The sequence below is a fragment of the Sphingobium sp. SA916 genome (genome assembly GCF_002894065.1).
Taxonomy (GTDB): Bacteria; Pseudomonadota; Alphaproteobacteria; order Sphingomonadales; family Sphingomonadaceae; genus Sphingobium; species Sphingobium fuliginis.
Genome location: NZ_LXYF01000001.1, coordinates 181,990 through 207,330 on the forward strand (window position 1 = coordinate 181,990; position 25,341 = coordinate 207,330).

Here is a 25,341-nt window from a genome sequence, read left to right on the forward strand (position 1 = left end):
TCCTGCCCCCCGTGACATTGCGCTCAAAAATCCCTATGTGCGCGCCGATCATGGCAACCAAAATTCCCGAAGCGCCGAAGGTCGGCATGGTGTCGCTGGGCTGTCCCAAGGCGCTGGTCGACAGCGAGCGCATCCTGACCAAGCTGCGTTCCGACGGCTATCAGATGTCCGCCGACTATGCCGGCGCCGACGTCGTGCTGGTCAACACCTGCGGATTCCTCGATTCGGCCAAGGAAGAATCGCTGGAAGCCATTGGAGAGGCGATTGCGGAGAATGGCCGGGTCATCGTCACCGGCTGCATGGGCAATGAAGCGGAACTGATCCGTCAGAAATTCCCGCAGGTGCTGGCCGTCACCGGCGCGCATCAATATGAGGCAGTGGTGAACGCGGTGCATGAGGCTTCGCCGCCCATCCCCAACGCCTTCGTCGATCTGGTGCCGGAGGGTGGGCTCAAGCTGACCCCGCGCCACTACAGCTATCTGAAGATTTCGGAGGGCTGCAACCATCGCTGCTCCTTCTGCATCATCCCCTCGCTGCGCGGCGATCTGGTCAGCCGGCGCATAGACGCCGTGCTGCGCGAGGCGGAAAAGCTGGTGCATGCCGGAACCCGGGAACTGCTGATCATCAGCCAGGACACCTCCGCTTACGGGGTCGACACCCGGCATGAGGCGCGCCAGTGGAAGGGGCGCGAGGTTCGCGCGCACATGACCGATCTGGCGCGCGAACTGGGGCAGCTTCGCACCGCCGATGGCACGCCGCCCTGGGTCCGTCTGCACTATGTCTATCCCTATCCCCATGTGGATCAGGTGATCCCGCTGATGGCCGATGGGCTGCTGACCCCCTATCTCGACATTCCCTTCCAGCATGCCGCGCCTTCTGTCCTCAAGGCCATGAAGCGCCCGGCGAACGAAGCGAAGGTGCTGGACCGCATCCGCAAATGGCGGGACATCTGCCCGGACATCGCGATCCGTTCCTCCTTCGTCGTCGGCTTTCCCGGCGAGACGGAGGCGGATTTCGACTATCTTCTCCAGTGGCTGGACGAGGCGCAGCTCGACCGCGTGGGAGCCTTCCGCTTCGAACCCGTGGAGGGCGCGGCGGCCAACGACCTGCCCGGCGCCGTGCCGGAAGAGGTCAAGGAAGAACGCTATCAGCGGATCATGGAGAAGACGGCCGCCATTTCCGCCGCACGGTTACAGGCGAAGGTCGGCCGCGTGCTGCCCGTCATCATCGACGAGGTGGGCGAAGCGGACGAGGACGGCTCCATCGGCGCGACCGCGCGCAGCCAGGCCGACGCGCCGGAGATCGACGGCAATGTCTTCCTGCGCGACGTGGGCGAAGGCTTGCAGCCGGGCAGCATCCTGAACGTGCTGATCGAGGATGCCGACGAGCATGACCTCTACGGAGTGCCGTCGGTTTAGGGCACCATGTTCCTGCGAGGACATGAACCCAGTTCCGACGTCAGAACGGAACGCCCGCCTTTGCAGAGGCACGGCGCATTGTGGGGGGGCAGCGTCATTCTGCCGCCGCAAAGGCGTCCTGATACTCCGTCCTGATCGCCTTGCGCATGGCCCCGTCCACAGGCAGCGCGATCTCATAGCTTCCCTCCGCATAGGGCCCGGCGCTGTAGGGACCGATGACCACGGTGACGCCGTCGATCAGCTTGCCGTCCTTCGACGTCGGCACCAGCACCTGCTGCATCGGATCGATGCATTTGGTGAAGTCGTCGTCATCGCTCCGCTTCACCGGCTCGCCGCGCTTTTCGGCGCGAGCCTTGTCCAGTGCGTCGCAGAAGCGGTCATGAATGGCGGCCGCGAAGGCGGCAGGCGAAGTCATCAACGCCGTGACCACCGTCTCCCGCTTGCGCGCCTTGTCCCACAGCAATGCGTCATAGCCGGTCATGCCATGCGCCCCGCCGGTATAGACATAGCTTTCCGATTGGAGCGCAAGGAAACGCGGCGTATCGGCGGCGACCGTCCAATGGACGTCAAGCGCATGGGCGCGGAAGGGATAGCCGGACGCCCTGGCGGCCTTCTGGTCTTCGCGCGCCATTTTCACCGCATCCGCCTTGCCGACCTTCAGCGCGTTGCCGAACTTCTCCGCCAGGGCGGGTATCTGCGCGGCCTGGGCAGGGTAGCCATAGGCGAATTCGAGCAGATCGGTCTTCTCCTTCTGCTCGAAGGGTTGGGCGGGCGGCGGCGGCTCCGGCTGGCCGGACATGCGGTTCGCGAAATTGCTGGCCGCGACATCGTTGCCCGGCAAAGCCGCTTCGCCCGCATTCCGGGCATCTTTCGACGGCGAACAGGCGCAAAGCAGCAGGACCGCCCCCAGGGGCAGTCCCGCCAGTCCCCTCCCCTTTATCCGGCGCATCAATGGGCCTTGGCTGCCGCCATGCACCGTTCGCTGATCGCCTTGCGCGCATAGCTGCTCTGGAGCGCCGCGCCGGCATTGGGCCAGCCTTCCGCGATCAATGCCTGCTCCACCGCATGCGCGCCGTCGAAACGCCCGCTTTCCGCCAGCGCATAGGCACGGGCGCGCAGGGCCTGAAGGCGGCCATCGTCGCTGTGCATCATCATGTCTCTCCTTCTTTTAACTTCGTTCAATCTATGCCTGCGCTCCGTCCGACGCAAATGATAGCGCGGTCGAAGGAGGCGCGCGGACGACGAAAGATTGAGCTTTTCTTACCCGCCGCCTTTCTCCAGAACATAGGGCATGAGCGATTTTTCCGACCTGCTGAAAGCCGACAACAATCAACCTGCCCGTTCGATCCTGATCGTGGATGCGCCAGGGCTGGAAAGCTGGCTGGGAAGCCAGCCGGAGCGTGTGCGCGCGCTGGCCGCCGCGCAGAAATTCAAGGGCAAGGCGCATGAATTCGCCATTCTGCCTGGCGAAGATCCGGCGGACTGGTCGGTAGTGGCGGGCGTCGCTTCCGCCACGAAGCTGGGACCATGGTGCCTTGCCAGGCTGGCCGAGGCCTTGCCCGAGGGGACTTATCGGTTGGTCGAAGGCGCGGCCGGCGCGGCGATGCTGGGATGGCTGACCGCGCAATATCGCTTCGACCGCTATCGCAGCGAAGAAAATGGATCGGGAGCGCGCGTCCTGCTGACCGCGGAAGTGGCGCAGATCGATGCGGCCACGCGCCTGGCGGAGGCGGTGGCGCTGGTGCGCGATCTGGTCAACACGCCCGCCGCCGACATGGGGCCGGCCGAACTGGAAGCCGCAACCCGCAAGGTGGCGGAACGCTTCGGCGCCGACTGCAAGGTGACGAAGGGGGATGCGCTGGAACATGGCTTCCCGATGATCCATGCCGTGGGCAAGGCCGCGGACAAGGGCTTCGCGCCGCGCCTCATCGAATTGCGCTGGGGCGATCCCGGGCACCCGAAGGTCGCGGTCGTCGGCAAGGGCATTTGCTTCGACAGCGGCGGCCTGGACATCAAGCCGTCTTCCGCCATGCGCCTGATGAAGAAGGACATGGGCGGCGCGGCCCATGCCCTGGCGCTGGCGCAGCTTGTCATGGACGCGCGCCTGCCGGTTAGGCTTCACCTGCTGATCCCGGCGGCAGAGAATGCGGTGTCCGGCAATGCCTTCCGGCCCGGCGACATATTGCGGTCGCGCAAGGGGCTGACGGTCGAGATCGGCAATACCGATGCCGAGGGGCGGCTGGTGCTGGGCGACGCGCTGACGTTGGCGGGAGAGGACAAGCCGGACCTGATCATCGACTATGCGACGCTCACCGGCGCGGCGCGGGTGGCTGTGGGGCCGGACCTCCCCGCCCTGTTCGCCAATGACGAGGCGCTCGCCGCAGACATGGATGCGGCCGGGACCGCCGTCGACGATCCGACCTGGCGCCTGCCCCTGTGGGACGGCTATGCGGAAATGCTGAAGTCCGATGTGGCCGACATCAACAATGCGGGCGAAGGCGGCTTTGCCGGGGCGATCACCGCCGCGCTGTTCCTCAGGCGGTTCGTGCCCGACGCCGTGCCCTGGCTGCATCTCGACACCTTTGCCTGGCGTCCCGCCTCCCGGCCGGGGCGGCCCAAGGGGGGCGAGGCGCTGGGACTGCGCGCCGCCTTCCATATGCTGCAAGCGCGCTACGGCCGTAAAAAGTAAAAAGAAAGCGATTGTCCGAGGCCGTTACGCAACCGGATTGGCTATCGTGCGTTACGGGGTCATGGATGCCCATTCCGCACAGACTGAAGCCGCAGAGCTGAACCGTCCCGGCCTGAAGCCGCTCAGCCAATGGATGCGCACATTGGTCGATTATGTGCGGTCCGGCAAACCCGACCTCACCAACCGGCAGATGGCGCTGATGCTGACCGTCTACATCGGCGCGGGGCCGCATACGGTGCGGGGACTCGCGGAAGCGCTGAACGTCTCCAAGCCGGTCATCACCCGCGCACTCAACAAATTATCGGCGCTTGGCTATCTGCGGCGGGAACGGGACTCCACCGACCGACGCAATATTTTCATCACCCGAACCCCAAAAGGGGCGGAATTTCTTGACGCCTTTCACCATTTCATCGCAGGAACCGGCCGCGATGAACGCCTCAACTTCTCCCCGGCGGAACGCACCGCCTGAACGCATCCGATTCAAGCTGGACGGCCGATCGGTCAGGCTCGACACGCGCGTCCACGCGGCGCGCGGCGACCTGGCCGACCTGGCGCTGGCCGGCGTGCTGTTTTCCGCCCATTATGCCCGTGCCGTCGAACTGACCTGCGTCGCCGCCGGCGCACCGGTGCTGGCGTCCGACACGCCCAAGGCGCAGGCGGTCAGCGAATTGCTGCGCGGCGAGAGCTTCCACGCGCTGGACGTGACGGCGGACTGGGCCTGGGGCTTTTGCGGGCATGACGGCTATGTCGGCTATGTCCGGCGGGAAGCGCTGGACGTGCGGGAGGTGGTGAACAGCCGCGTGATCACCGGCACGGCGCCGCTCTTCAGCGCCGCCGACATCAAGTCGCCCATTGCCGATTACTGGCCGCGCGGCGCGCAGTTCGCGGCAGAGGCGCGGGGCGATTTCTTCGCCTGTGCGGAAGGCTTCGTGCATCGGCGCCATGTCGCGGAGATCGACGCGCTGGAAAGCGACTGGGTTTCGGTGGCGGAGCGTTATCTGGGCCAGCCCTATGTCTGGGGCGGGCGCGGGCATCGCGGCGTCGACTGTTCCGGCCTGGTGCAGGTATCGCTCGGCCAGTGCGGGATCAAGGCGCCCCGCGACACCGATCTGCAGCGGGAGGGGATCGGTTCCCCCATCGCGCCGGATGCGCCGCTCCGACGAGGGGACTTTGTCTTCTTCCCCGGCCATGTCGGCATCATGACCGACGAGCGCAACATGATACATGCCAACGCCCATTGGATGAGCGTGGTGATCGAGCCACTGGCCGACGTCGTCGGACGGTTGGCGGCGGACCACGCGGAACCCGTGACGGCGAGGCGGAGAATCGGCACATGACACATCGGATATTCATCGACGGCGGCGTCGGCACCACGGGTCTGGAAATCAACGAGCGGCTGGCGGGCCGTCCCGAACTGTCGATCATCACGCTCGACGAGGACAGGCGCAAGGACGCGTCGGCGCGCAGGGACGCACTGAACGCGGCGGACATCGTCATCCTCTGCCTGCCCGACGATGCGGCGCGGGAGGCAGTGGCCCTGATCGACAATGGCCGGACGCGGGTGATCGATGCGTCGACGGCCCATCGAGTGGCGGACGGCTGGACCTATGGCTTTGCCGAACTGGAACCGGGGCATCGGGACAGGCTCGCAAATTCGCGGTTCGTCGCCAATCCGGGCTGCTGGCCGACAGGCTTCCTGGCGCTGGTGAGACCGCTGGTGCTCGCCGGTCTGCTGCCGGGCGACTGGCCGGTGACGGTATCCGGCGCGTCCGGCTATTCGGGCGGCGGCAAGTCGATGATCGCGGAATATGAAGGCGCGGAGGGCGCGCCGAGCGCGTTCCGGCCCTATGGACTGGGGCTGGCCCACAAGCATGTGCCGGAAATGCTGCGCTATTCCGGCTTGCAGCACCCGCCCCTGTTCGCCCCGGCCGTCGCCAATGCCTATCGCGGCATGATCGTGGAGGTGCCGTTGCAGTTGCGCGCCCTGCCCGGCGCGCCTTCGGTGGCCGATGTGCATGGCGTGTTGGCCGCCGCCTATGCGGGATCGCCCATCGTCAGCGTGGAAGCGCTGGAGGACAGCGCGGCGATGACTCAGGTCCGGCTGGAGCATGTCGGCGCGACCGACCGGCTGGCGCTGTTCGTCTTCGGCAATGAGGCGGCCGGTCAGGCGCGGCTGGTGGCGGCGCTCGACAATCTCGGCAAGGGCGCGGCCGGAGCCGCCGTGCAGAACCTCAACATATTGGCGGGACTGCCGGAAACGGCTGGCCTGCGGCTATAGGCCAACATTCGATCTGCTCCATCCGTCATGCCGGACTCGTTTCAGCATGACGGATGGGAAGTCGGGGCGAGCGAAGCTTCGGAGATGCGCTGGATCAATGGATCGTGCCCAGCGGCCCTTCATGGGTCAGCAGCACGATCAGCCGCTCGATCTGCCGCCAATGGCAGAAGCGGATATGGTTGCCCAGATCGCGGCTTCGGTCGGCGCGCGCCGCGGCTTCATAGCCTGCATTGTCGCCAAACAGCGACATCAGCTCAGCTGCGTCCTCATAGCTCTTTCGATTGGAAAGATATGGCATGTTCATGACGAAGCCCCCCAAAGTCCCCACCCTGACGGTAAGGATCATGGTTCAATCCCCATGCCAACCATGGCCATCGACGGAGCAGCGCGGCCTGGAAGGGTGAACGCCCGGTTAGCCAAGTCCCGCCATGGCACAAACATCCCGTTGCGGCACAGACCTGTCCTGAAAAGGCGCAGGCGGGAAAGCGCTGGCCATGCATCCCCGCGCGTGGCAAGGACCGGGAAATGACCAATGCCAGAAAAGAACCGATCGGCGCAGGCGCCATTTTGGCGCTCACCATTTTGGGCGGAACAATCGTCGGCGGCCTGATGGGCCAGCCAAGTGCCGGCCTGCTGGGCGGCACCGCGCTGGGCATCGTGATCGCGGTGCTGCTATGGGTGCGGGATAGGGGAAAATAGCTCCGCACCCGGCACTTGCGCGCCTTGCCACCATCTGTGGGCCAGCATAAACGGATAGCCATGAAGAAGCATCTGATCGCGCTCACCCTCCTCACGCTGGCCGTTCTCATCGGCCTTTTCTTCTATTTCGCGCGGGGAGATACGGCGCGGCTTCCGGCCGGCGCGGATGTGGGCAAGGAGCCGGTTTTCACCAGCCCCCGCAGCGAAATGATCCCGACGATGAACGTCGCGGATGCCGTGCCGTGGAAGGGTGGGGAAAAGCCGGTTCCCGCAAAGGGGCTGAACGTCGATCGCTTCGCGGATGGGCTGGACCATCCCCGCTCGCTGCTGCGCCTGCCCAATGGCGATGTGCTGGTGGCCGAAACCAACAGCCCGTCACGCCCGACGGGCGGCATCGTCAACCGGGTGATGAACTATCTGATGAACAAGGCAGGCGCCGGCGTGCCGTCCGCCAACCGCATCACCCTGCTGCGCGACGCCGATGGCGACGGGCGGGCGGAAACCAAGACCGCTTTCCTCAGCGGGCTCAACTCCCCCTATGGCATGGCGCTGGTGGGGAACACGCTCTACGTCGCCAATACCGATGCCTTGATGGCCTTTCCCTACAAGGAAGGGGACAGCAGGATCACGGCCAGGGGGCGCAAGATCCTGAACCTTCCCGCGCAGGCGCCCAACATGCACTGGACGCGCAGCCTGGCCGCAAGCCCGCAGGGGCTGCTTTATGTGGGTGTCGGCTCCAACAGCAATATCGGGGAAAATGACCTGGAGACGGAGGCCAATCGCGCCGCCGTGCTGGAGGTCAATCCCGATACGGGCGCTTATCGCATCTACGCTTCGGGCCTGCGCAACCCCGTGGGGCTGGCTTTCGAGCCCAGGAGCGGCGCATTGTGGGGCGTGGTGAACGAGCGCGACATGCTGGGCAGCGATCTGGTGCCCGATTATCTGACGCGGGTGGAATTCGGCGCCTTCTATGGCTGGCCGTGGAATTATTGGGGCGGTTATGAGGATCGCCGTGTCCAGCCGCAGCGGCCGGAGGTTCGCGAATATACCAAGCGGCCGGACTATGCGCTGGGCAATCATGTGGCGCCGCTGGGCCTCAGCTTCGCCGACAAGGTGACGCTGGGCGCGCCCTATGCCAACGGCGCCTTTGTCGGGCTGCACGGCAGTTGGAATCGCAAGCCTGCCGCAGGCTACAAGGTCGTGTTCGTGCCCTTTGGCGACAATGGGGAGGCGGGCAAGGCCAAGCCGGTCGATGTGCTGACGGGCTTCCTGGGAAGCAAGGGCGAGGCGCATGGGCGCCCGGTCGATGTGACGGCGGACGCCAGGGGCGCGTTGCTGGTGAGCGACGATGTCGGCGGTGTCGTCTGGCGGGTGACGGCGGCGAAGTGAGGTGATGGGTTCTTGCCGGGGCGTGCCCTTGATCCTCTCCCGTCGAGGGTCGGCAGAGAGGGACACTCCGCCAAAATACGCCGGCCGCAAACCCATGAATGGCGCGCTCAGGATTTGATGCAAACAGGCTCGGCACAAGGAGAGAGGGCGCGGGAATATGTTTCAAGCCCTGCCGACGCCGTGATGGGCCTTTCTGGTCGAACCGCAGGACGCCCAGATGGGTTTACGGCCTAGATATTGAGGCCATGCCGCCCGGCCAGTTCCACCACATATTGCCAGGCCACGCGGCCTGAGCGGCTACCCCGCTGGGTCGCCCACTGGATCGCGTCCAGCGGTTGGAAGCTGAGGCCGAGGCTGGCCGCATAGCCGTTGACAATAGCGACATAGGCATCCTGGTCGATCGCATGGAAACCCAGGGACAGCCCGAAGCGGTCCGAAAGCGCCATCTTGTCGTCCACCACGTCGCGGGGATTGACGGGGTCGTCCTGCTCCGACAGATGGCGGGGCACGATGTGACGGCGGTTCGACGTCACATAGAGGCGAACATTGGCCGGGCGGGCGGCGGTTCCGCCCTGGAGCAGCGACCGAAGCGCACGGGCGTCGCCCACCCCATTTTCATCGAAGCCAAGATCGTCGAGGAACAGGATGAAGGGCCGGCGCGTGTCGCGCAACAGGGTGAAGAGTTGCGGCAGGCTGGCCAGTTCGTCGATCGCGCATTGCAGCAGGGCGATGTCCTGCCCCTCCGCCTGAAGCTTGCCGATGACGGCGGCAACGACGGCGGACTTTCCGGTTCCGCGTGCGCCCCACAGCAGCACGTCATGCGCCGCATGTCCGGCAGCATGGCGACGGCTGTTTTCAAGCAGCGCCTGCTTCTGCGCATCGATGCCGGTCAACAGGGCGTAATCCACCGGCGCGAAGGCCTCCACAGCCCGGATCGTGGCGCCGTTCCACACATAGGCGGGCGCGGCGGCCAGATCGGCGGAAGAAGCGGGCGGCGGAGCGATCCGTTCCAGCGCTTCGGCAATGCGGGTCAGCAGGGCATCGTTCATGGCGCCCTCGCTTAGCCCGCATCCGCATGACGGGCAAGCGCGGCGCCCATGTCATTCTTCTGTAGCAATGGCCTTTTACTCCCGGAAATCGGGGCTTATATCGCTGGGGTCGTGACCATCCCAAATCCAGTCTTTTCCACCCGAATAAGCCGCTATGGCAGCGAAGCGCTGCGCGAGGCGGCGCTGCTGATCCGTGCGGGCGAACCGGTCGCCGTGCCGACGGAGACGGTCTATGGCCTGGCGGCGGACGCCACGGACTCCAACGCGGTGGCGGCGATCTACACCGCCAAGGGACGGCCAAGCTTCAATCCGCTGATCGTCCATGTCGCGGACAGGGAGATGGCTGGGCGTGTGGCCGATTTTTCGCCCGTGGCCGACAAGCTGGCGGAGCGGTTCTGGCCCGGCGCGCTGACCATGGTTCTGCCTGTGCGAGCCGACAGCGGACTGTCGCCGCTGGTCATGGCGGGACTGCCGACCGTGGCGCTGCGCCTGCCCGCCCATCCGGCGATGCGGGCGTTGATCCGGGAGAGCGGGCGTCCGCTCGCCGCGCCTTCGGCCAATCGCAGCGGCGCGATCAGCCCGACGCGCGCCGAACATGTGCTGGCGAGCCTCAACGGCAAGATCCGCATGATCCTGGATGAGGGGCCGACCAGCGAAGGGCTGGAATCGACCATCGCCGCGCCGGAAAGCGACTGCATCCGCCTGCTGCGACCGGGCCCGATCACGGCGGCCATGCTGGAGGAGGCAAGCAGGCTGCCGGTGGTGACGGGCGCTGACAATGCGAAGATCGAGGCGCCGGGGCAGTTGGAAAGCCATTATGCGCCGTCCAAGCCGGTGCGGCTGAATGCGCTGAAGGCGGAGAAGGACGAATATCTGATCGGCTTCGGCCTGATGCCGTGTCATGTGAATCTCAGCCCCGACGCCAATATGCGGGAAGCGGCAGCGCATCTGTTCGCGGCCCTGCACATCGCGGATGCCAGCGCGGCGGAGCGGATCGCGGTGGCGCCGATCCCGAATGAGGGGATCGGGGTGGCGATCAATGACCGGTTGCGGCGGGCGGCGGCTTAACATTCGCATTCATGCGGCCCGCCTATGAACAAGTTCAGCATGACGCGTGGGAATGGGCCGGATAAAAGGGCGAGAAATCACTCACCCGCAATTATCATAACCCGCATCGCGGCATTCGCGGCGACGGCGTTCTTCCTCCTTCTTCCGCTCGCGGGCTTCGCGCGCCTCCTGCTTGCGCATCTTGCGGCCGTAATTGCGGTCGGCCTCTTCCTGGCTGGTGGTGCTCCAGTCGACCACCTGGCTGCCCGCGCGCACCGGCGCGGTCACGATATTCGCCGCCGTCCGCGCGATGCAGCCCGGCAGGAACAGCAACAAAGCCGGCGCGGCCACCCATGCGATCCTGTTCATATCTCTTCCCCGGCTTGTCATGTCCGCCAGCTTAAAGACGCTGGCGGCCAGGGCAAGCCGTGGGCGACGAACCGTTAGGGCGCTTCGATCCGCTCGGCAAAGCCCTTGCGCAGCTTGGCGAGCTTGGGCGGGATCACCGCCATGCAATAGGGGTTCCGGTCCCCTACCCGCTCCCAATATTTCTGGTGATAATCCTCCGCCGGATACCAGGGCGCGTCGGGCTCTATGGCGGTGACGATCGGGTTCGCCTGATCCGCTTGGGCGCGCTCGATCCCGGCCTTCGCCTCCGCCGCCTGTTCGGGCGAATGGGGGAAGATGGCCGACCGATACTGGGTGCCGATGTCATTGCCCTGCCGGTTGAGCGTCGTCGGATCATGGGTGGCGAAGAAAATGTCCAGCAGGTCGCCATAGCCGATCGCCGCCGGATCATAGGTGATGCGGATAGCCTCGGCATGGCCGGTCGCGCCGGAGCAGACCTGCTCATAGCTGGGGTTCGGCAGCGTGCCGCCGATATAGCCGCTTTCCACGGCCTTCACGCCCTTCAGATTCTGATACACCGCTTCCGTGCACCAGAAGCAGCCGCCAGCCAGGGTTGCGATCTCTTCGGCCATATAGGGAGTCCTTATCCTGAATTGGCCGCCGAGATAGGAAGGATCAGCCCGCGGTTCCAGTCTGCCGCATCGCCGCCTCCGCCTTGGCGCGTTCCTCGGCCACCAGTTCCTTGCGGGACAGCTTGCCGACCAGCGTCTTGGGCAGGTTGAGGCGCACCTCCACCTCGCACACCTTCTCATGCTTGCCCAGTTGCGGGTTCAGCCAGTCCTTGAGCACGGCCCCGTCGATCCCGGAGCCCTCCTGAAGGGTGACGAAGGCCTTCGGACATTCGCCGCGATAATGGTCGGGAATGCCGATCACCAGCGCTTCCTTGACCGCCGGATGGTGGTAGAGGACCTTCTCGACCTCGCTGGGGAAGACCTTGAACCCGCCGACGGCGATCATGTCCTTCAGCCGGTCGACGATCTTCACATAGCCGTCCTCGTCGATCAGCCCGACATCGCCTGTGCGCAGCCAGCCGTCGACGAAAACCTCCTCGTCGGCGTCCGGCCGCTGCCAATAGCCCTTCATGATCTGCGGCCCGGAAAAGACCAGTTCGCCCGGTTCGCCCTCGGGCGGCGGACGGGTCGGGTCCTCGCGGTCGACCAGCTTGACGCGGGTGCCGGGCACCGGCTGCCCCACCGTGCCGGACTTGTTGAGGCCCTCATAGGGGTTGGAGCAGACGACCGGGCTGCTTTCGGTGAGGCCATAGCCCTCGACCAGCTTGGAGCCCGTCATCGCCTCGAACCGCTGCTTGACCTCCAGCGGCAGCGGCGCGCCGCCGGAAATGCAGAGGCGCAGGGAGGAGAAGTCGATATTCGGCGTCGCGGGATGATCCAGCAGCGCCTGGTACATGGTCGGCACGCCGGGCAGCGAGGTCGCCCTGGTCCGCTGCAGCGCGGCCAGAACCTGCGTGCCGTCGAAGCGGGGCAGCATCACCATCTCGCCGCCGTTCAGCACCGTGCGGTTGAGCACGCATGTATTGGCGAAGACATGGAAGAAGGGCAGCACCGCCAATATGCGGTCGGGCGCTTCGGGATGCGGATCGATCAGGCGGACCTGCCGCGCATTGGCGGTCAGGTTCTGATGGGTCAGCATCGCGCCCTTGGGCCGGCCGGTGGTGCCGCCGGTATATTGCAGCAGGGCGATGTCCTGCTCCGGATCGATGGCGACCGGCACGGGGTCTTCGCCATGGCGCAGCAGGTCCGCATAATGGGTAAGGCGCGGATCGTGCGGTACCGCGACCGTCTCCTTGCGCTTGAACAGCCGGAACAGCACCGACTTGGCAGGCGGCAGGACTTCCGCGACGCAGCCGACGACCAGCCGTTCCAGGCTGCTGTTGTCCAGCACTTCCAGTGCGGTGGGCAGCAATGCCTTGGCCGACAGGGTGAATAGGATCTTCGTCCCGCTATCCTCGACCTGATGTTCCAGTTCGGCGGCCGTGTAGAGGGGGGAATAGTTGACGACCGTCGCCCCGGCCATCATCGCGCCATAATAGGCCGCGACATAATGAGGGACATTGGGCAGGAAAAGACCGACCCGGTCCCCCTTTTCTATGCCCATGTCCTGCAATCCCCTGGCGACCCGCCGGATGCTGTGGAGCATTTCGCCATAGCTCGTCTTGCGGCCCATGAAGTCGATCATCACCGCTTGCGGATTGGCCGCGGCGCTGTTCGCCACCATCTCCACCATCGACAGGGGCGGGAATGTCTGCTCCCAGGCAGAGGGATGATTATAGCGGGTTTTCCAGATTTTTTCGCTGCTCTCCATTTGTACAGGTGTAAGTTACGCCTTCCCTTTACGCAAGCGTAAAGCACGGCAAAAGGGCCGCGGCCCTTGGCAAGGCGCGGCCCTTTTCCCGGTCTCTGCCGTCGTCGCTCCGCACGGGGCGGATTGACGTTACGGCATCAGACGTGACCCTTGTTGTCGCTGAACGGATCGAGGATTTTCGCGGCGCCCGAAATCAGGTCGGACTCGCTCTTCAGCGCTTCTTCCGCGCGGCGGGTGGCATCCTCGCGCTCCCGGCGCAGCTCGTTGATCAGCGCCTCGCGATCGCCGTCCAGACGCGAATCGGTGGGGGCCTCGATGCCCGCCTTCTTCGCCGCCTTCGTCACCAGCGCATCCAGTTCCCGCTGCGAGCAGAGGCCGAGCGTCACCGGGTCCTTCGGCACGATGTTGGAGATGTTCCAGTGCGTGCGGTCGCGGATCGCGGCGATGGTGGTGCGCGTGGTGCCGATCAGCTTGCCGATGGCGCCGTCCGAAATTTCCGGATGGTTGCGCAGGATCCAGGCGATGCCGTCGGGCTTGTCCTGACGCTTGCTGACCGGCGTATAACGCGGTCCCTTGGTGCGGCGGACCGGCTCGGGGCCCTTCAGCATCTTCAGGCGATAGTCCGGATTGGCCTCGCCCTTGTGGATTTCCTCCATCGTGATTTCATGGGCGCGCACCGGATCGCGGCCGGTATATTTGGTGCCGGCGGTATCGTCGGCAATCGCCTGCACTTCCAGGATATGCAGCCCGCAAAACTCCGCAATCTGGTCGAAGCTCAGCGCGGTATTGTCGACCAGCCAACTGGCTGTCGCATGGGGCATGAGAGGCTGGGACACGGGAATTCTCCGGCATAGAAACGGCGCTTAAAAACGACAAGGGCCGCCCAAGCAGGGCGGCCACGCCCGACCCGAGATAGTGCATCCGGCCGCGCCGGGCAAGGAAAAGCGTCAGGCCGCGCTGCCGAGCGCCTGGGGATCGATATTGTGCAGGCCGGTGAGGAATTCCCGCGCGCTGCGTTCCCAACTGAAGCTCTTGCCATAGGCGGCGCATGCCTGACGGTCGCAGAGGAGCGCTGCGGCGATGGCGTCCTCCAGCCGGTCCGACAAGGCGCCGCTTTCCGGGGTGACGATGTCGACCGGGCCGGTGACGGGATAGGCCGCAACCGGCGTGCCGCAGGCCAGCGCCTCTATCATGACGAGACCGAAAGTGTCCGTGCGGCTGGGAAAGACGAAGACGTCGGCGCCGGCATAGGCGCCGGCCAGTTCCGCCGCGAACATGGGGCCCAGGAAATGCGCCTGCGGATAGGTTCTTTCCAGCATGGCGCGGGCGGGACCGTCCCCGACGACGACCTTCGTGCCCGGATGGCCGCTGGCCAGGAACGCTTCCAGATTCTTCTCGACCGCGACACGGCCGACATAGAGCTGGATCGGACGCGGCAGATCGGCAAAGAGGATGGGCGGCGTCGCCATGGGCGTGAAGGCGGCCAGGTCCACCCCCCTGCCCCAGGCACGCACCTGCGCCAGCCCATGGGCACGCAATTGCCGCCGCACGGACCGGGTCGACACCAGCACCGCCTCCGCCGGTCCATGGAACCAGCGGATATAGCGCCAGAACCACGCCGCGGGCAGCCCGGTGCGCTGCGCCACATAATCCGGAAAATGCGTATGATAGGCAGTGGTGAAGCGGATGCCGCTGCGCAGGCACCAGCGCCGTGCGGCCAGGCAAAGCGGCCCTTCCGTCGCCAGATGGATCGCGTCGGGACGGAAAGCCGCGATCATCTGCCCCACAACGCTCGAACGGGCGAAGGCCAGCCGGATTTCCGGATAGGTCGGACAGGGGATGGAACCGAAGAGATCGGGCGAGACCAGCTTCACCTCATGCCCCATCTTCTCCAGTTCCGCCTGCATGGTCTGGAGCGTGCGGACGACGCCGTTCACCTGCGGGCTCCAGGCGTCGGTGACTATGGCGACACGCATCGTTCGCCCTCCCGTCAGGCCGCGATCCGGGAAGGTTCTTCGGCGGCGCGCCCGGCGAGCTCGTCGGCCCAGTGCAGCACCTCCATGCGCCCGTCGAAATGCTCGACCAGCGCCGTGCATCCCTCCACCCAATCGCCGTCATTATAATATTCGACGCCCGCGATCTCGCGGACTTCCGCATTGTGGATATGCCCGCAAACGACACCGTCGACGCCGCGGGAACCGGCCTCATGCGCCACCACCTCCTCGAAGCGGGAGATGAACTCGACGGCGTTCTTGACCTTGTGCTTCGCCATCTTGCTGAGCGACCAATAGGGCAGCCCCATGCGTTGCCGCACCGCGTTCACCACGACATTGACGCGCATCAGCATGGTATAGGCGGCGTCGCCCACAAAGGCCAGCCAGCGGTGCGCAAGCATGATCGTGTCGAACTCGTCGCCGTGCAGCACCAGCAGCTTGCGGCCGTCGGCGGTCTCATGGATCGCCTTGCGCCGGATCTCGACGCCGCCGAAGCTGAGGCCGGTGAACTGGCGGAACATCTCGTCATGATTGCCGGGGATGTAGACGACGCGGGTGCCGCGCTTGGCCCGCTTCATCACCCGCCAGACCACATCATTATGCGCGGCGGGCCAATAGAAGCGCTTCTTCAGCCGCCAGCCGTCGATGATGTCGCCCACCAGATACATGGTGTCGCTGTCGACGCTGTCGAGGAAGTCGATCAGCATGCTCGCATTGCAGCCGCGCGTGCCGAGGTGAATGTCCGAAATCCAGATCGTGCGATAGCGGCGACGCTTCCCTTCCCGTTCGGGAATGGCGAACTTGTCGTCGGCGCCATCGTCCAACTCCGCCAGGAAAGGCAGGCGAGTGATGGCGTTCATGATGCGACCCCTGAGCTGTTTCCCTCAGGAGCGAATCCATAGCCGCCCTATGTTACAACTCCGCAGCGAATATGACGGAAATGCTACGGTCTTGGCCAGTGCAGGACATTCCTTCTCCCTCGAGGGAGAAGGATGGGAAGCCTTGGCGATGAAGGAGCCTAGGCTGATTTGGATGAGGGGGAAGCGGGCCTGCGGCCCGCGCGATCCCATGGATCGCAACGCCCTCACCCCGCTGCGACTAGGCAGCAAGCTGCCAAGTCTGCGCAGCCCTCTCCCTCAGGGGAGAGGGATAAAGCGGGTGTTCGATTACCACCCCCAATCAGACCCACCCCCTCGTCAAACCGTCAGCACGATCTTGCCGAAATGCTCCCCCGCATCCATGCGCGCATGCGCGGCCGCCGCCTCCGCCAGCGGAAAGCGCATGTCCATCGCCGGCCGCAGCCTGCCCTGCTCGATGAAAGCCCACACCACCCGCATCAATTCGTCCGCCACCAGGCTCTTGAAGGCCACAGAGCGCGGGCGCAGCGTCGATCCGGTCAGCGTCAGCCGCTTGCCCATGATCGCGGGAATGAAGACCTCCGCCTTGGGTCCGCCCATGACCGCGATGGACACATGGCGCCCGTCTTCCGCCAGACATTGGATGTTGCGCGGCAGATAATCCCCGCCGACCATGTCCAGCACCGCCTGCACGCCCTGCCCGCCGGTGATCCGCTTCACTTCCTCGACGAAATCCTGGCTGCGATAATTGATCGCATGATCGGCGCCCCAGGCCTTCGCCTGCTCGCATTTCTCATCGCTGCCACAGGTCACGATGACGCCGATGTCGAACAGCTTGCAGAGCGAGATCGCCATGGTGCCGATGCCGCTCGTGCCGCCATGGACCAGCACCACATCGCCCTCCACCACATAGGCGCGCTCGAACAGGTTGCTCCACACGGTGAACAGGGTTTCCGGCAGGGCCGCCGCCTCGACCAGATCATAATCGTCCGGCACCGGCAGGCACTGGCCGGCGGGCGCCACCGCATATTCGGCATAGCCCCCGCCGGGCAGAAGCGCGCAGACGCGCCGGCCGATCAACAGTTCCGCGCTCCCGCCCGCAGCGACGATGATGCCGGAAACCTCCAGCCCCGGAATGTCCGGCGCACCGGGCGGCGGCGGATATTTCCCCTGCCGCTGCATCACGTCGGGCCGATTGACGCCGGCCGCCGCCACCTTGATCAGCACCTCGTCGGGCCCCGGCACGGGAACCAGCCGCCGCTGCGGCACCAGTGCCTCCGGCCCACCGGGAACCGCTATGCCGATCACCGTCATTTCCGTCGGCAGGTCGTTCGGCTTCACGCCCTCTATCGCCATTGCGGCCCCTCGCGGCAGATGTTGCACCGCACCTAAATCGACGGGCGGAATGCAGGGCTTATTGACAGACTGGCCCGCAGGGTCAACATTGCGATTCATGGACATGGAAGACGATCTGCCCCGAAAGGCCGATGATCCTCTGGCCCAGCTGATCCGGCAGGATCTGGGTCCGCTGTCCGTTGCCGATCTCGAAGCGCGCATCGCGGCGCTGCAGGGCGAAATCGCCCGCACCCGATCCAGGATTGAAAACGCCGTTAACCACAAAGCAAGCGCCGAGGCGTTATTCAAGCGATGAACCCGTGCCCCGCCCCACGCGACTCCGACAAGGGTCTCACCGGGCATGGGCAGTCTGGCAATTCCGGTGGTCAGGATGCCCATCTTGATCCGCCGTCGAGCAATGCCGACATATGGTTCAAGACAGCCCCTCATTGGGGGTCAGGAGTATAAGAGACATGCCATCTTTCGCACCCGCCCTTGAAACCACCCTGCATAATGCGCTGACCCACGCATCGGAGCGTCGTCACGAATATGCGACGCTGGAGCATCTGCTGCTCGCGCTGATCGACGACGAACATGCGTCGAAGGTGATGCAGGCCTGCGGCGTGGAGCTTGGCGAATTGTCCGACGCGGTGACGCAATATCTGGATACCGAACTCGACAGCCTGAAGGTGGAGGGGGCAAGCGACCCCTCCCCCACCAGCGGCTTCCAGCGGGTGGTCCAGCGCGCGATCCTGCATGTCCAATCCTCCGGAAAGGATGAAGTGACGGGAGCCAATGTGCTCGTCGCGCTTTTCTCCGAGCGGGAAAGTTATGCCGTCTACTTCCTCCAGCAACAGGATATGAGCCGCCTGGATGCCGTCAGCTATATCAGCCACGGTGTCGGCAAGGGCACGGCCGCCCCTGAACCGCGCGAAACCAAGGGCGCTCAGGAGGAGGAGAAGAAGGCGCAGGACAGCAAGGGCAAGAAGGACAGTGCCTTGGAGCAGTTCACCGTCAACCTCAACGAGAAGGCGGCGCGGGGCAAGGTTGACCCGCTGATCGGCCGCGCTTCCGAAGTCGACCGGACCATCCAGATCCTGTGCCGGCGGTCGAAGAACAACCCGCTCTATGTGGGCGACCCGGGCGTGGGCAAGACCGCCATCGCCGAAGGGCTGGCGCGCAAGATCGTGGAGGGCGAGGTTCCCGACGTCCTCAAGGAAGCGGTGATCTACTCGCTCGACATGGGCGCGCTGCTTGCCGGAACCCGCTATCGCGGCGATTTCGAGGAGCGGCTGAAGGCGGTCGTCACCGAGCTGGAGAAGATGCCGCATGCGGTCCTCTTCATCGATGAGATCCACACGGTGATCGGCGCGGGCGCGACCAGCGGCGGCGCGATGGATGCGTCCAACCTGCTGAAGCCTGCCCTGTCGGGCGGCACGATCCGCTGCATCGGCTCCACCACCTATAAGGAGTTCCGCAACCATTTCGAGAAGGACCGCGCCCTGCTGCGCCGGTTCCAGAAGATCGACGTCAACGAACCCACGGTCGAGGACACGATCAAGATTCTCGCCGGGCTGCGCAGCGCCTTTGAGGAGCATCACAACGTCAAATACACCCCCGACGCGATCAAGGCGGCGGTGGAGCTGTCTGCGCGCTACATCAACGACCGCAAGCTGCCGGACAAGGCGATCGACGTGATCGATGAGGTCGGCGCAATGCAGATGCTGGTCGTGCCATCCAAGCGCAAGAAGACGATCACCCCCAGGGAGATCGAGCAGGTCATCGCGACCATGGCCCGCATCCCTCCCAAGACGGTCTCGGCGGACGACAAGTCGGTTCTCGAAACGCTCGACACCGACCTCAAGCGCGTCGTCTTCGGACAGAACCGGGCCATCGAAGTCCTGTCCTCCGCGATCAAGCTGTCGCGGGCGGGCCTGCGCGATCCCGACAAGCCGATCGGCAACTATCTCTTCTCCGGCCCCACCGGCGTCGGCAAGACGGAGGTCGCCCGGCAACTCGCCCATCTGCTCGGCATTCCGCTCCAGCGGTTCGACATGTCGGAATATATGGAACGCCATTCGGTCAGCCGCCTGATCGGCGCCCCTCCGGGCTATGTCGGCTATGACCAGGGCGGCCTGCTGACCGATGCGGTGGACCAGAACCCGCATAGCGTGCTGCTGCTGGACGAGATCGAGAAGGCCCATCCGGACCTGTTCAACATCCTGCTCCAGGTGATGGACAATGGCCGCCTCACCGATCATCACGGCAAGACGGTGGATTTCCGCAACACCATCCTCATCATGACCACCAATGCCGGTGCGTCGGACATGGCGAAGGAAAGCATCGGCTTTGGCGAACTGACCCGCGAGGATGCGCAGGAGGACGCGGTGAAGAAGCTCTTCACCCCCGAATTCCGCAACCGCCTCGATGCCATCGTACCCTTCGGCTATCTGCCGCCGGAGATCGTGGCGCGGGTCATCGACAAGTTCGTGCTGCAACTGGAACTGCAACTGGCCGACCGCGACGTCCACATCACTCTGGACGACGAGGCGAAGGCCTGGCTCACCAAGCGGGGCTATGACAAGCTCTATGGCGCCCGCCCGATGGGCCGCCTGATGCAGGAGAAGATCAAGCAGCCGCTGGCCGAGGAACTGCTGTTCGGCAAGCTGGTGCATGGCGGCGAAGTCCATGTCCGGCTGAAGGACGACGCCCTCGCCTTCGAAATCACCCCCGCCGCCCCCAAGAAGGGGAAGAAGGGTGGCAAGTCGAAGCCTGCGGAACGGGCGAAGTAAGACAGCGCCATCATCGGCAATCATGACAAGGGCGGCCCCTCGGGGTCGCCCTTGATCATTCGGGTATGCCGAAGAAACCGGCCACGGATCAGCGCGGCCGATCCTCCCTCCGGCATCAAGCCTCCCGAACCGCTGGACCGCCTGCCGAAGCGAGAACTTGCGGATTGCTCTCCATCGGGCACAAGGATGGCTCACGCCAGATGCGGGAGAGTCGCGATGTCGAACGAAATCACCCTCTACACCAATCCGATGTCGCGCGGGCAGATCGCCCGCTGGATGCTGGAGGAAGTGGGAGAGCCCTACGACATGGTCGTGCTGGATTATGACGTCGGCATGAAGTCGGCCGATTACCTCGCGATCAACCCGATGGGCAAGGTTCCCGCCATCGTCCACGCAGGCAAGGTGGTGACCGAATGCGCCGCCATCTGCGCCTATCTGGCCGATGCCTTTCCCGCCGCCGGCCTGGCGCCCGCCACCGATGGTCGCGCCGACTATTATCGCTGGCTCTTCTTCGCCGCCGGCCCGGTGGAGGCCGCCATCACCAACAAGGCGCTCGGTTTTGCCGTTCCCGAAGGCCGCGAGCGTCTGGCCGGCTATGGCACGTTCGACCATGCGATCGATGCCCTGGAGCGCGCCGTCTCCGGACCAGCTTGGATTTGCGGCGACCGGTTCACCGCCGCCGATGTCTATGTGGGAGCGCAGGTCGATTGGGGCCTCAGCTTCGGTTCGATCCCCAGCCGCCCCGTCTTCGAAGCCTATGCGGCGCGCCTGCGCGAGCGCCCGGCCTATAAGCGGCAAAAGGAACTGGACAACGCCCTGATCGCAAAGATGCAGAAGCCCGCCTGAAGCACCCCCAAGGCAAAAGGCCCGGCGAACCACTTCGCCGGGCCTTCCCTTATTTCAGCTAAAGCCGTCTTCAGTTGCGCTGATTGCCCATGAAGCGCAGCAGGAACAGGAACATGTTGATGAAGTCGAGATAGAGGTTCAGCGCCCCCATCACCACCGACTTGCCCATCATGTCCGTTCCGGCGACATAGGCATAGATGCTCTTGATCTTCTGCGTGTCATAAGCGGTCAGACCCGCAAACAGCAGCACGCCGACGAAGCTGATCACCAGATTCATGGCGCTCGACCGCAGGAACAGGTTGATGAGGCTGGCGACCAGCAGACCGACAACACCCATGATGAGGAAGGTGCCGAAACCCGAAAGGTCCCGCTTCGTCGTATAGCCCCAGAGGCTCAGCCCCGCAAAGGCAGCCGCCGTCGCGAAGAAAGTCTGGGCAACGGACGTGCCGGTATAGACCAGCAGGATGGACGAGAGCGACAGGCCCATCACCGCGGCATAGGCCCAGAACATCGCCTGCATCGCGAAGGTCGACAGACGGTTGATGCCAAAGCTCATCGTCATCACGAACAGCAGCGGCGCGAACATGATGACATATTTCAATATGCCGGGTCCGGCCAGTATCTGGTAGGCAAACCCGCTGGAGGCGAACAGCATGGCGACGACGCCCGTCAGCAGCACGCCGCTCGCCATATAATTGTAAACCGACAGCATATAGCTGCGCAGGCCAGCGTCATACGCCTCCCCGCGCGCAACGGTCGTGCCGCCAAAACCCGCAACGTCGGAACGCGGATCGGACCAATTGGCCATGAGATATTCTCCTTCACCGGCATCCATGCGGCCGGTTCCCTCATTATCGGCTTATCGCGCTTCCAATTCAAGCGGCGAGCGCAATCTGACTTATCGCCGCGAAACAGCTATAGGAAGGCGATGCACCGCCTGTTCGTCGCCATACGCCCGCCCGCCGACATCCGCGCCGGCCTCATCGCCCTGATGAACGGGATCAACGGAGCGCGCTGGCAGGACGACGACCAGTTGCACATCACCCTGCGCTTCATTGGAGAGGTCGACCGCCACCAGGCCAATGACGTCGCCGACGCACTGGCGAATATTCGCTTTTCGCCCTTCCGGACCGCACTGTCCGGCGTGGGCTGCTTCGACCGCAAGGGCCATGTCAACGCGCTCTGGGCAGGCATGGAACCACGCGCACCCCTCGCCCGGCTTCATCGGAAAGTGGACCGCGCCTGCATCGCCGCGGGCCTGCCACCGGACGATCGCAGCTATCTGCCGCATATCACCCTCGCCCGCTTCGGACGCACGGCCGGCCCGATGGACGCCTTCATCGCCCTTCATGCCGGCCTGGCAAGCGCCCCATTCACCGTCGATGAGTTCGCCCTCTATGAAAGCCATCTCAGCCAGAACGGCTCGACCTATCATTTGATCGAACGCTATCGGGCGGACAGGAACGATCCCGAATAAGACGCGATTGTCGCAAGCGTTCCCGGCGAATTCAGGTCGACAGCGCGCCGCAGGCCACCCGTCCACCCGCATTGCCGGCAGGATCGGTCTTGTTGTCGTCCGCCTGCGCATGGATCACCAACGCCGCGCCGTCGCCGTCCAGCAGCGGCGTCGCGCCTCCGCTGATGGTTCCGCCGGGGATGACATATTCCATTTCGCCCGAACCGTCGGCGCCGGCGATCATGTTCGGCATATCGCCCATGTGCATGCCCGCAGGATTATCCTTGCCATGCTTGTGACCCGTGGGATTCCAGTGCCCGCCAGCGCTCGTGAAATCGGGCGGCGTGCAGGTTCCGGTGCCGTGAATATGCACGGCATGCATGCCCGGCGTCAGCCCTTGCGCGCGCACCAGCACATGCAGGCCATCGGTCGCCTGCGTCACCGTCGCCTCTCCGCGCGGCGATCCGTCCGCGGCCAGCAGCTTCGCATGGGCCACGGGCGCGGCGGCGTCGCTTGCAGGGGCCGTCCCCGACGACCCGGTCGCACAGGCCGATGCCAGGGCAGCCATCGGCAATGCCAGAAGAATTGCGGCAATTTTCATGATGAACCAACTCCGAGAAGAACGCTGCTAGGCGAACGCAACATGACGGTCTTTGTTGCCTAAGCGATCCGAAATGTCACCGCTTTTCATCCCGATCATGCCCCGGGCCGGAGGGCACAAGCCGCTCCTCCAAGGGCGCTCGAGCAAGACAGGGGTTCGCCAGGGGCCAATCCGTTGCACGCAACTTCCGCACTGCATTGGCAGCACCAGAGGCTGGCCGGGCTGAACAGCACCTTCCCCGATTTGGTCCGAAGCCCGCTACAGGCGAGTTCGCGGCCGTCCCTGTACAAACCGCATGGAAAAAGGGGCCGGTCTCTCGACCAGCCCCTCGATCCCTTCCCATCCCGAAGGATGGAAAATCTTACTGACCCGAACCCGGACCGTAGGTGATTTCCACGCGACGGTTCTGCAGTTCGCGGACGCCGTCGGCGGTTTCGACGCGGGGGTTCGATTCACCGAACGCCTGGGTCGTGATCACGCCGTCAGGAATGCCCTTCGACGAGATATATGCCTTGACGGCATCGGCGCGACGCTGGGACAGACCGACGTTGTACGAGGCCGAACCCGAACGGTCCGCATAACCCGCCAGCATGACCTGCGCGCTGCCGCAGTTGCTGTAGGCCGAAACCGCATTGTCCAGAATGGTGGCGGCGTCAGGCGTGATGTCCGACTTGTCCCATTCGAAGAAGACGATGTACGGCCCAGGGCTGCACTCAGCCACCGGCGGCGGAGGCGGCGGGGGCGGAGGCGGCGGGGGCGGCGGAGGCGGCGGGGGCGGCGGCGGAGCAGCCGGTTCACCACCGAAGTTGTAGGTCAGGCCCAGCAGCAGGCTGTGGGTGCGCAGCTTGGTGTCGACCGACGAGCCGGCGGGGCCACCGATGGTGGTGTAGGCCGGGATCAGCTTGATGTCGTCCTGGTTGAAGAAGCGATACTTCAGCGAGACGTCGACATTGTTGGTCAGCGGATAGCGAACGCCAGCCAGCGCCTGCCAGGCGAAGCCGGTGTCGGAATCGTTCACCAGATCGTTGGCCAGCTTGCCGCGCGAAACGCCGACACCGCCGCCGACGAAGCCCTGCAGGCCGTCATCGGGACCGAAGTCCAGCAAGCCGTTCAGCATGAACGACAGAGCCGAAGCCGAACCGCCGAAGCCGCTCTTGTCCAGATCCACCTTGGCGCGCTTATAAGCGGCCTCGGCCTCCAGACGGAAACCGCCGAAGTCATAACCGATATTGGCGTCACCATCGAAGCCCTTGTGGTAGTCCACGCCGGCAACCGTGTTGCTGGCAGCGCCGCCATTGCCGGGGGTGAAGGTGATGTCCTGATCTTCGACGAGAACAACGCCGGAATCGATACCGATATACCAGCTATTGTCACGCGCCAGGGCCGGGGTGGCCAGGGCGCTGGTCGCAAGCACAGCCGCGAGGGCAAGCTTCCGCATCTGAATTCCCCTTTCAAAAGTGTCACGAAGGACTGCTGAAACCCTGTATCGGGTAGAAAGTTTCATGGCAAGTCCACAATTGGCAAAACTGTTGCAAAAATAACGCAGTTAACCCTGTCGCCTTCCGTTGGCTCCTAATTCGAAAGGGCAATTCTGGTAAAAGGCGGACACAGCGAAAGTCACAGCAGGATCAGCTTGCGATCAGTCCATGTGTCCGCAGCGCGCCCAGAATTGCGGCAAGGGCCGAACGCGCCTCCACGTCGACTATGGCGCCCCCCGCCGGATTGGCGACGGCCGCCCCGGCCGCGCCCACGACCCGCTGCCCACCGACATAGAAGCCATCTGCCCGCACGGCGGAATCCTCCCAGCGCGCGCCGTCATGCCGCATGACATGCCCCCGGTCCGCGACCCATAGCGAAAGGCCCGCGCGGGGCGCGGCGAAACGCCATCCCCCTTCGGTCCAGCAGGCCAGGGCCCCATCCTGCCCTTCCCAGGCGCCACCTGCCCCGGCGGCCACGATCCAGCAGTCGCCAACCGTCGGCGACGCGGGCGGCTCATCTCGGTCGGCGCTTTCCACGGCGCCATGCAGCAGCATGTCGATCCGCGCCAGCGCCTCGTTGTGAAACAGCTCCTTCTGCGCCTGCCCGGCGAAAAGCTGGGGCAAGGCCCAACGGAGCGTCGAGTCCATCACCATGATTCGATTGTCCTTTTCTTCAGAAAATG

The 25,341-nt window shown here is 64.8% G+C and carries 27 protein-coding genes; 12 read left to right on the forward strand and 15 right to left on the reverse strand.

Annotated features, from left to right (window positions below; translation table 11 throughout):
• The first annotated feature begins 35 nt into the window (after nt 1-35).
• Nucleotides 36-1,418: a 30S ribosomal protein S12 methylthiotransferase RimO gene (rimO, locus tag A8G00_RS00930; RefSeq protein ID WP_170825621.1), complete on the forward strand. Its 1,383-nt coding sequence runs from the start codon at nt 36-38 to the stop codon at nt 1,416-1,418.
• Nucleotides 1,419-1,512: 94 nt separating this feature from the next.
• Here rimO and A8G00_RS00935 read toward each other — a convergent pair whose 3' ends face one another.
• Both A8G00_RS00935 and A8G00_RS00940 read right to left on the reverse strand, forming a co-directional pair.
• Nucleotides 1,513-2,367, reverse strand: coding sequence for a DUF4163 domain-containing protein (locus A8G00_RS00935; RefSeq protein ID WP_102999717.1), 855 nt, complete (start codon nt 2,365-2,367; stop codon nt 1,513-1,515).
• The gene (locus A8G00_RS00940) at nt 2,367-2,570 is read right to left on the reverse strand and encodes a hypothetical protein (protein ID WP_007684028.1); all 204 of its coding nucleotides are present in this window, start codon (nt 2,568-2,570) and stop codon (nt 2,367-2,369) included. Before A8G00_RS00940 ends, A8G00_RS00935 begins: the two co-directional genes overlap by 1 nt.
• Nucleotides 2,571-2,709: 139 nt before the next feature.
• Between A8G00_RS00940 and A8G00_RS00945 the strand changes: the two genes are divergently transcribed.
• The 4 genes from A8G00_RS00945 to argC all read left to right on the forward strand — a co-directional run bounded on the left by A8G00_RS00945 (nt 2,710) and on the right by argC (nt 6,385).
• Nucleotides 2,710-4,107, forward strand: coding sequence for a M17 family metallopeptidase (locus A8G00_RS00945; protein WP_025548867.1), 1,398 nt, complete (start codon nt 2,710-2,712; stop codon nt 4,105-4,107).
• Between the two features lie 61 nt (nt 4,108-4,168).
• A complete protein-coding gene (locus A8G00_RS00950) occupies nt 4,169-4,576 on the forward strand; it encodes a MarR family winged helix-turn-helix transcriptional regulator (protein ID WP_025548865.1) in 408 nt (135 codons plus the stop codon).
• Nucleotides 4,536-5,444, forward strand: coding sequence for a C40 family peptidase (locus tag A8G00_RS00955; protein ID WP_102999718.1), 909 nt, complete (start codon nt 4,536-4,538; stop codon nt 5,442-5,444). The genes A8G00_RS00950 and A8G00_RS00955 overlap by 41 nt, the downstream gene beginning before the upstream one ends.
• Entirely contained in the window at nt 5,441-6,385 is a 945-nt protein-coding gene (gene argC, locus A8G00_RS00960; RefSeq protein ID WP_102999719.1) for an N-acetyl-gamma-glutamyl-phosphate reductase, read from the forward strand. The genes A8G00_RS00955 and argC overlap by 4 nt, the downstream gene beginning before the upstream one ends.
• Before the next feature lie 94 nt (nt 6,386-6,479).
• Here argC and A8G00_RS00965 read toward each other — a convergent pair whose 3' ends face one another.
• A complete protein-coding gene (locus A8G00_RS00965) occupies nt 6,480-6,683 on the reverse strand; it encodes a hypothetical protein (RefSeq protein WP_037482318.1) in 204 nt (67 codons plus the stop codon).
• Between the two features lie 227 nt (nt 6,684-6,910).
• On the opposite strand from A8G00_RS00965, the gene A8G00_RS24925 reads away from it, so the two are divergent.
• Nucleotides 6,911-7,084, forward strand: coding sequence for a hypothetical protein (locus tag A8G00_RS24925; protein ID WP_165363299.1), 174 nt, complete (start codon nt 6,911-6,913; stop codon nt 7,082-7,084).
• 60 nt (nt 7,085-7,144) lie between these two features.
• On the forward strand, nt 7,145-8,473 hold the full coding sequence (locus tag A8G00_RS00970) for a sorbosone dehydrogenase family protein (RefSeq protein WP_102999720.1): 1,329 nt from the start codon (nt 7,145-7,147) through the stop codon (nt 8,471-8,473).
• A gap of 230 nt (nt 8,474-8,703) precedes the next feature.
• Here A8G00_RS00970 and A8G00_RS00975 read toward each other — a convergent pair whose 3' ends face one another.
• Nucleotides 8,704-9,522, reverse strand: coding sequence for an ATP-binding protein (locus tag A8G00_RS00975; protein WP_102999721.1), 819 nt, complete (start codon nt 9,520-9,522; stop codon nt 8,704-8,706).
• Between the two features lie 111 nt (nt 9,523-9,633).
• Between A8G00_RS00975 and A8G00_RS00980 the strand changes: the two genes are divergently transcribed.
• A complete protein-coding gene (locus A8G00_RS00980) occupies nt 9,634-10,590 on the forward strand; it encodes an L-threonylcarbamoyladenylate synthase (RefSeq protein ID WP_102999807.1) in 957 nt (318 codons plus the stop codon).
• 81 nt (nt 10,591-10,671) lie between these two features.
• Here A8G00_RS00980 and A8G00_RS00985 read toward each other — a convergent pair whose 3' ends face one another.
• From A8G00_RS00985 to A8G00_RS01015, 7 genes are all read right to left on the reverse strand, one after another.
• On the reverse strand, nt 10,672-10,938 hold the full coding sequence (locus tag A8G00_RS00985) for a hypothetical protein (RefSeq protein ID WP_048575912.1): 267 nt from the start codon (nt 10,936-10,938) through the stop codon (nt 10,672-10,674).
• A gap of 74 nt (nt 10,939-11,012) precedes the next feature.
• Entirely contained in the window at nt 11,013-11,549 is a 537-nt protein-coding gene (msrA, locus tag A8G00_RS00990; RefSeq protein ID WP_025548856.1) for a peptide-methionine (S)-S-oxide reductase MsrA, read from the reverse strand.
• Nucleotides 11,550-11,592: 43 nt separating this feature from the next.
• On the reverse strand, nt 11,593-13,299 hold the full coding sequence (locus tag A8G00_RS00995) for a long-chain fatty acid--CoA ligase (protein ID WP_102999722.1): 1,707 nt from the start codon (nt 13,297-13,299) through the stop codon (nt 11,593-11,595).
• Nucleotides 13,300-13,436: 137 nt separating this feature from the next.
• Nucleotides 13,437-14,120, reverse strand: coding sequence for a DUF1013 domain-containing protein (locus A8G00_RS01000; RefSeq protein ID WP_025548854.1), 684 nt, complete (start codon nt 14,118-14,120; stop codon nt 13,437-13,439).
• Between the two features lie 126 nt (nt 14,121-14,246).
• The gene (locus A8G00_RS01005; RefSeq protein ID WP_102999723.1) at nt 14,247-15,275 is read right to left on the reverse strand and encodes a glycosyltransferase family 1 protein; all 1,029 of its coding nucleotides are present in this window, start codon (nt 15,273-15,275) and stop codon (nt 14,247-14,249) included.
• A gap of 14 nt (nt 15,276-15,289) precedes the next feature.
• Nucleotides 15,290-16,153 (reverse strand): UDP-2,3-diacylglucosamine diphosphatase, encoded by an 864-nt coding sequence (locus tag A8G00_RS01010; RefSeq protein ID WP_102999724.1) that lies wholly within the window; start codon nt 16,151-16,153, stop codon nt 15,290-15,292.
• A gap of 336 nt (nt 16,154-16,489) precedes the next feature.
• Complete coding sequence (locus A8G00_RS01015) at nt 16,490-17,506, reverse strand: NAD(P)H-quinone oxidoreductase (RefSeq protein WP_102999725.1); 1,017 nt, start codon at nt 17,504-17,506, stop codon at nt 16,490-16,492.
• Nucleotides 17,507-17,603: 97 nt separating this feature from the next.
• Between A8G00_RS01015 and A8G00_RS01020 the strand changes: the two genes are divergently transcribed.
• The 3 genes from A8G00_RS01020 (at nt 17,604) to A8G00_RS01030 (ending at nt 21,123) form a co-directional block, all read left to right on the forward strand.
• The gene (locus A8G00_RS01020) at nt 17,604-17,801 is read left to right on the forward strand and encodes a DUF1192 domain-containing protein (protein WP_044662584.1); all 198 of its coding nucleotides are present in this window, start codon (nt 17,604-17,606) and stop codon (nt 17,799-17,801) included.
• 157 nt (nt 17,802-17,958) lie between these two features.
• Entirely contained in the window at nt 17,959-20,277 is a 2,319-nt protein-coding gene (clpA, locus tag A8G00_RS01025) for an ATP-dependent Clp protease ATP-binding subunit ClpA (RefSeq protein WP_044662585.1), read from the forward strand.
• Between the two features lie 216 nt (nt 20,278-20,493).
• Nucleotides 20,494-21,123 carry a glutathione S-transferase family protein gene (locus A8G00_RS01030; RefSeq protein WP_044662586.1) on the forward strand — a complete coding sequence of 210 codons (630 nt, stop codon included), beginning with the start codon at nt 20,494-20,496 and terminating at the stop codon, nt 21,121-21,123.
• A gap of 70 nt (nt 21,124-21,193) precedes the next feature.
• On the opposite strand, the gene A8G00_RS01035 is transcribed toward A8G00_RS01030, so the two are convergent.
• The gene (locus A8G00_RS01035; RefSeq protein ID WP_025548846.1) at nt 21,194-21,931 is read right to left on the reverse strand and encodes a Bax inhibitor-1/YccA family protein; all 738 of its coding nucleotides are present in this window, start codon (nt 21,929-21,931) and stop codon (nt 21,194-21,196) included.
• Nucleotides 21,932-22,051: 120 nt separating this feature from the next.
• Between A8G00_RS01035 and thpR the strand changes: the two genes are divergently transcribed.
• Complete coding sequence (thpR, locus tag A8G00_RS01040) at nt 22,052-22,600, forward strand: RNA 2',3'-cyclic phosphodiesterase (RefSeq protein WP_099185679.1); 549 nt, start codon at nt 22,052-22,054, stop codon at nt 22,598-22,600.
• Nucleotides 22,601-22,631: 31 nt separating this feature from the next.
• Here thpR and A8G00_RS01045 read toward each other — a convergent pair whose 3' ends face one another.
• The 3 genes from A8G00_RS01045 to A8G00_RS01055 form a co-directional block, all read right to left on the reverse strand.
• Nucleotides 22,632-23,180 (reverse strand): superoxide dismutase family protein, encoded by a 549-nt coding sequence (locus tag A8G00_RS01045; RefSeq protein ID WP_048578083.1) that lies wholly within the window; start codon nt 23,178-23,180, stop codon nt 22,632-22,634.
• A gap of 361 nt (nt 23,181-23,541) precedes the next feature.
• The gene (locus A8G00_RS01050) at nt 23,542-24,618 is read right to left on the reverse strand and encodes an OmpA family protein (protein ID WP_044662589.1); all 1,077 of its coding nucleotides are present in this window, start codon (nt 24,616-24,618) and stop codon (nt 23,542-23,544) included.
• Between the two features lie 190 nt (nt 24,619-24,808).
• A complete protein-coding gene (locus A8G00_RS01055; protein WP_102999726.1) occupies nt 24,809-25,312 on the reverse strand; it encodes a DUF2793 domain-containing protein in 504 nt (167 codons plus the stop codon).
• Between the last annotated feature and the right edge of the window lie 29 nt (nt 25,313-25,341).

Excerpts from the sequence above, each read along its gene's own strand:
- A8G00_RS01020 (WP_044662584.1), top strand. The coding sequence starts at position 17,604 with ATGGACATGGAAGACGATCTGCCCCGAAAGGCCGATGATCCTCTGGCC.
- A8G00_RS00995 (WP_102999722.1), bottom strand. The coding sequence starts at position 13,299 with ATGGAGAGCAGCGAAAAAATCTGGAAAACCCGCTATAATCATCCCTCT.
- A8G00_RS01030 (WP_044662586.1), top strand. The coding sequence starts at position 20,494 with ATGTCGAACGAAATCACCCTCTACACCAATCCGATGTCGCGCGGGCAG.
- A8G00_RS00935 (WP_102999717.1), bottom strand. The coding sequence starts at position 2,367 with ATGCGCCGGATAAAGGGGAGGGGACTGGCGGGACTGCCCCTGGGGGCG.
- A8G00_RS00945 (WP_025548867.1), top strand. The coding sequence starts at position 2,710 with ATGAGCGATTTTTCCGACCTGCTGAAAGCCGACAACAATCAACCTGCC.
- A8G00_RS01010 (WP_102999724.1), bottom strand. The coding sequence starts at position 16,153 with ATGAACGCCATCACTCGCCTGCCTTTCCTGGCGGAGTTGGACGATGGC.
- A8G00_RS00985 (WP_048575912.1), bottom strand. The coding sequence starts at position 10,938 with ATGAACAGGATCGCATGGGTGGCCGCGCCGGCTTTGTTGCTGTTCCTG.
- rimO (WP_170825621.1), top strand. The coding sequence starts at position 36 with ATGTGCGCGCCGATCATGGCAACCAAAATTCCCGAAGCGCCGAAGGTC.
- A8G00_RS00950 (WP_025548865.1), top strand. The coding sequence starts at position 4,169 with ATGGATGCCCATTCCGCACAGACTGAAGCCGCAGAGCTGAACCGTCCC.
- A8G00_RS01005 (WP_102999723.1), bottom strand. The coding sequence starts at position 15,275 with ATGCGTGTCGCCATAGTCACCGACGCCTGGAGCCCGCAGGTGAACGGC.
- A8G00_RS24925 (WP_165363299.1), top strand. The coding sequence starts at position 6,911 with ATGACCAATGCCAGAAAAGAACCGATCGGCGCAGGCGCCATTTTGGCG.
- clpA (WP_044662585.1), top strand. The coding sequence starts at position 17,959 with ATGCCATCTTTCGCACCCGCCCTTGAAACCACCCTGCATAATGCGCTG.
- A8G00_RS01015 (WP_102999725.1), bottom strand. The coding sequence starts at position 17,506 with ATGGCGATAGAGGGCGTGAAGCCGAACGACCTGCCGACGGAAATGACG.
- A8G00_RS01045 (WP_048578083.1), bottom strand. The coding sequence starts at position 23,180 with ATGAAAATTGCCGCAATTCTTCTGGCATTGCCGATGGCTGCCCTGGCA.
- argC (WP_102999719.1), top strand. The coding sequence starts at position 5,441 with ATGACACATCGGATATTCATCGACGGCGGCGTCGGCACCACGGGTCTG.
- A8G00_RS00975 (WP_102999721.1), bottom strand. The coding sequence starts at position 9,522 with ATGAACGATGCCCTGCTGACCCGCATTGCCGAAGCGCTGGAACGGATC.
- A8G00_RS00955 (WP_102999718.1), top strand. The coding sequence starts at position 4,536 with ATGAACGCCTCAACTTCTCCCCGGCGGAACGCACCGCCTGAACGCATC.
- A8G00_RS01050 (WP_044662589.1), bottom strand. The coding sequence starts at position 24,618 with ATGCGGAAGCTTGCCCTCGCGGCTGTGCTTGCGACCAGCGCCCTGGCC.
- A8G00_RS00970 (WP_102999720.1), top strand. The coding sequence starts at position 7,145 with ATGAAGAAGCATCTGATCGCGCTCACCCTCCTCACGCTGGCCGTTCTC.
- A8G00_RS01035 (WP_025548846.1), bottom strand. The coding sequence starts at position 21,931 with ATGGCCAATTGGTCCGATCCGCGTTCCGACGTTGCGGGTTTTGGCGGC.
- A8G00_RS01000 (WP_025548854.1), bottom strand. The coding sequence starts at position 14,120 with ATGCCCCATGCGACAGCCAGTTGGCTGGTCGACAATACCGCGCTGAGC.
- msrA (WP_025548856.1), bottom strand. The coding sequence starts at position 11,549 with ATGGCCGAAGAGATCGCAACCCTGGCTGGCGGCTGCTTCTGGTGCACG.
- thpR (WP_099185679.1), top strand. The coding sequence starts at position 22,052 with ATGCACCGCCTGTTCGTCGCCATACGCCCGCCCGCCGACATCCGCGCC.
- A8G00_RS00940 (WP_007684028.1), bottom strand. The coding sequence starts at position 2,570 with ATGATGCACAGCGACGATGGCCGCCTTCAGGCCCTGCGCGCCCGTGCC.
- A8G00_RS00965 (WP_037482318.1), bottom strand. The coding sequence starts at position 6,683 with ATGCCATATCTTTCCAATCGAAAGAGCTATGAGGACGCAGCTGAGCTG.
- A8G00_RS01055 (WP_102999726.1), bottom strand. The coding sequence starts at position 25,312 with ATGGTGATGGACTCGACGCTCCGTTGGGCCTTGCCCCAGCTTTTCGCC.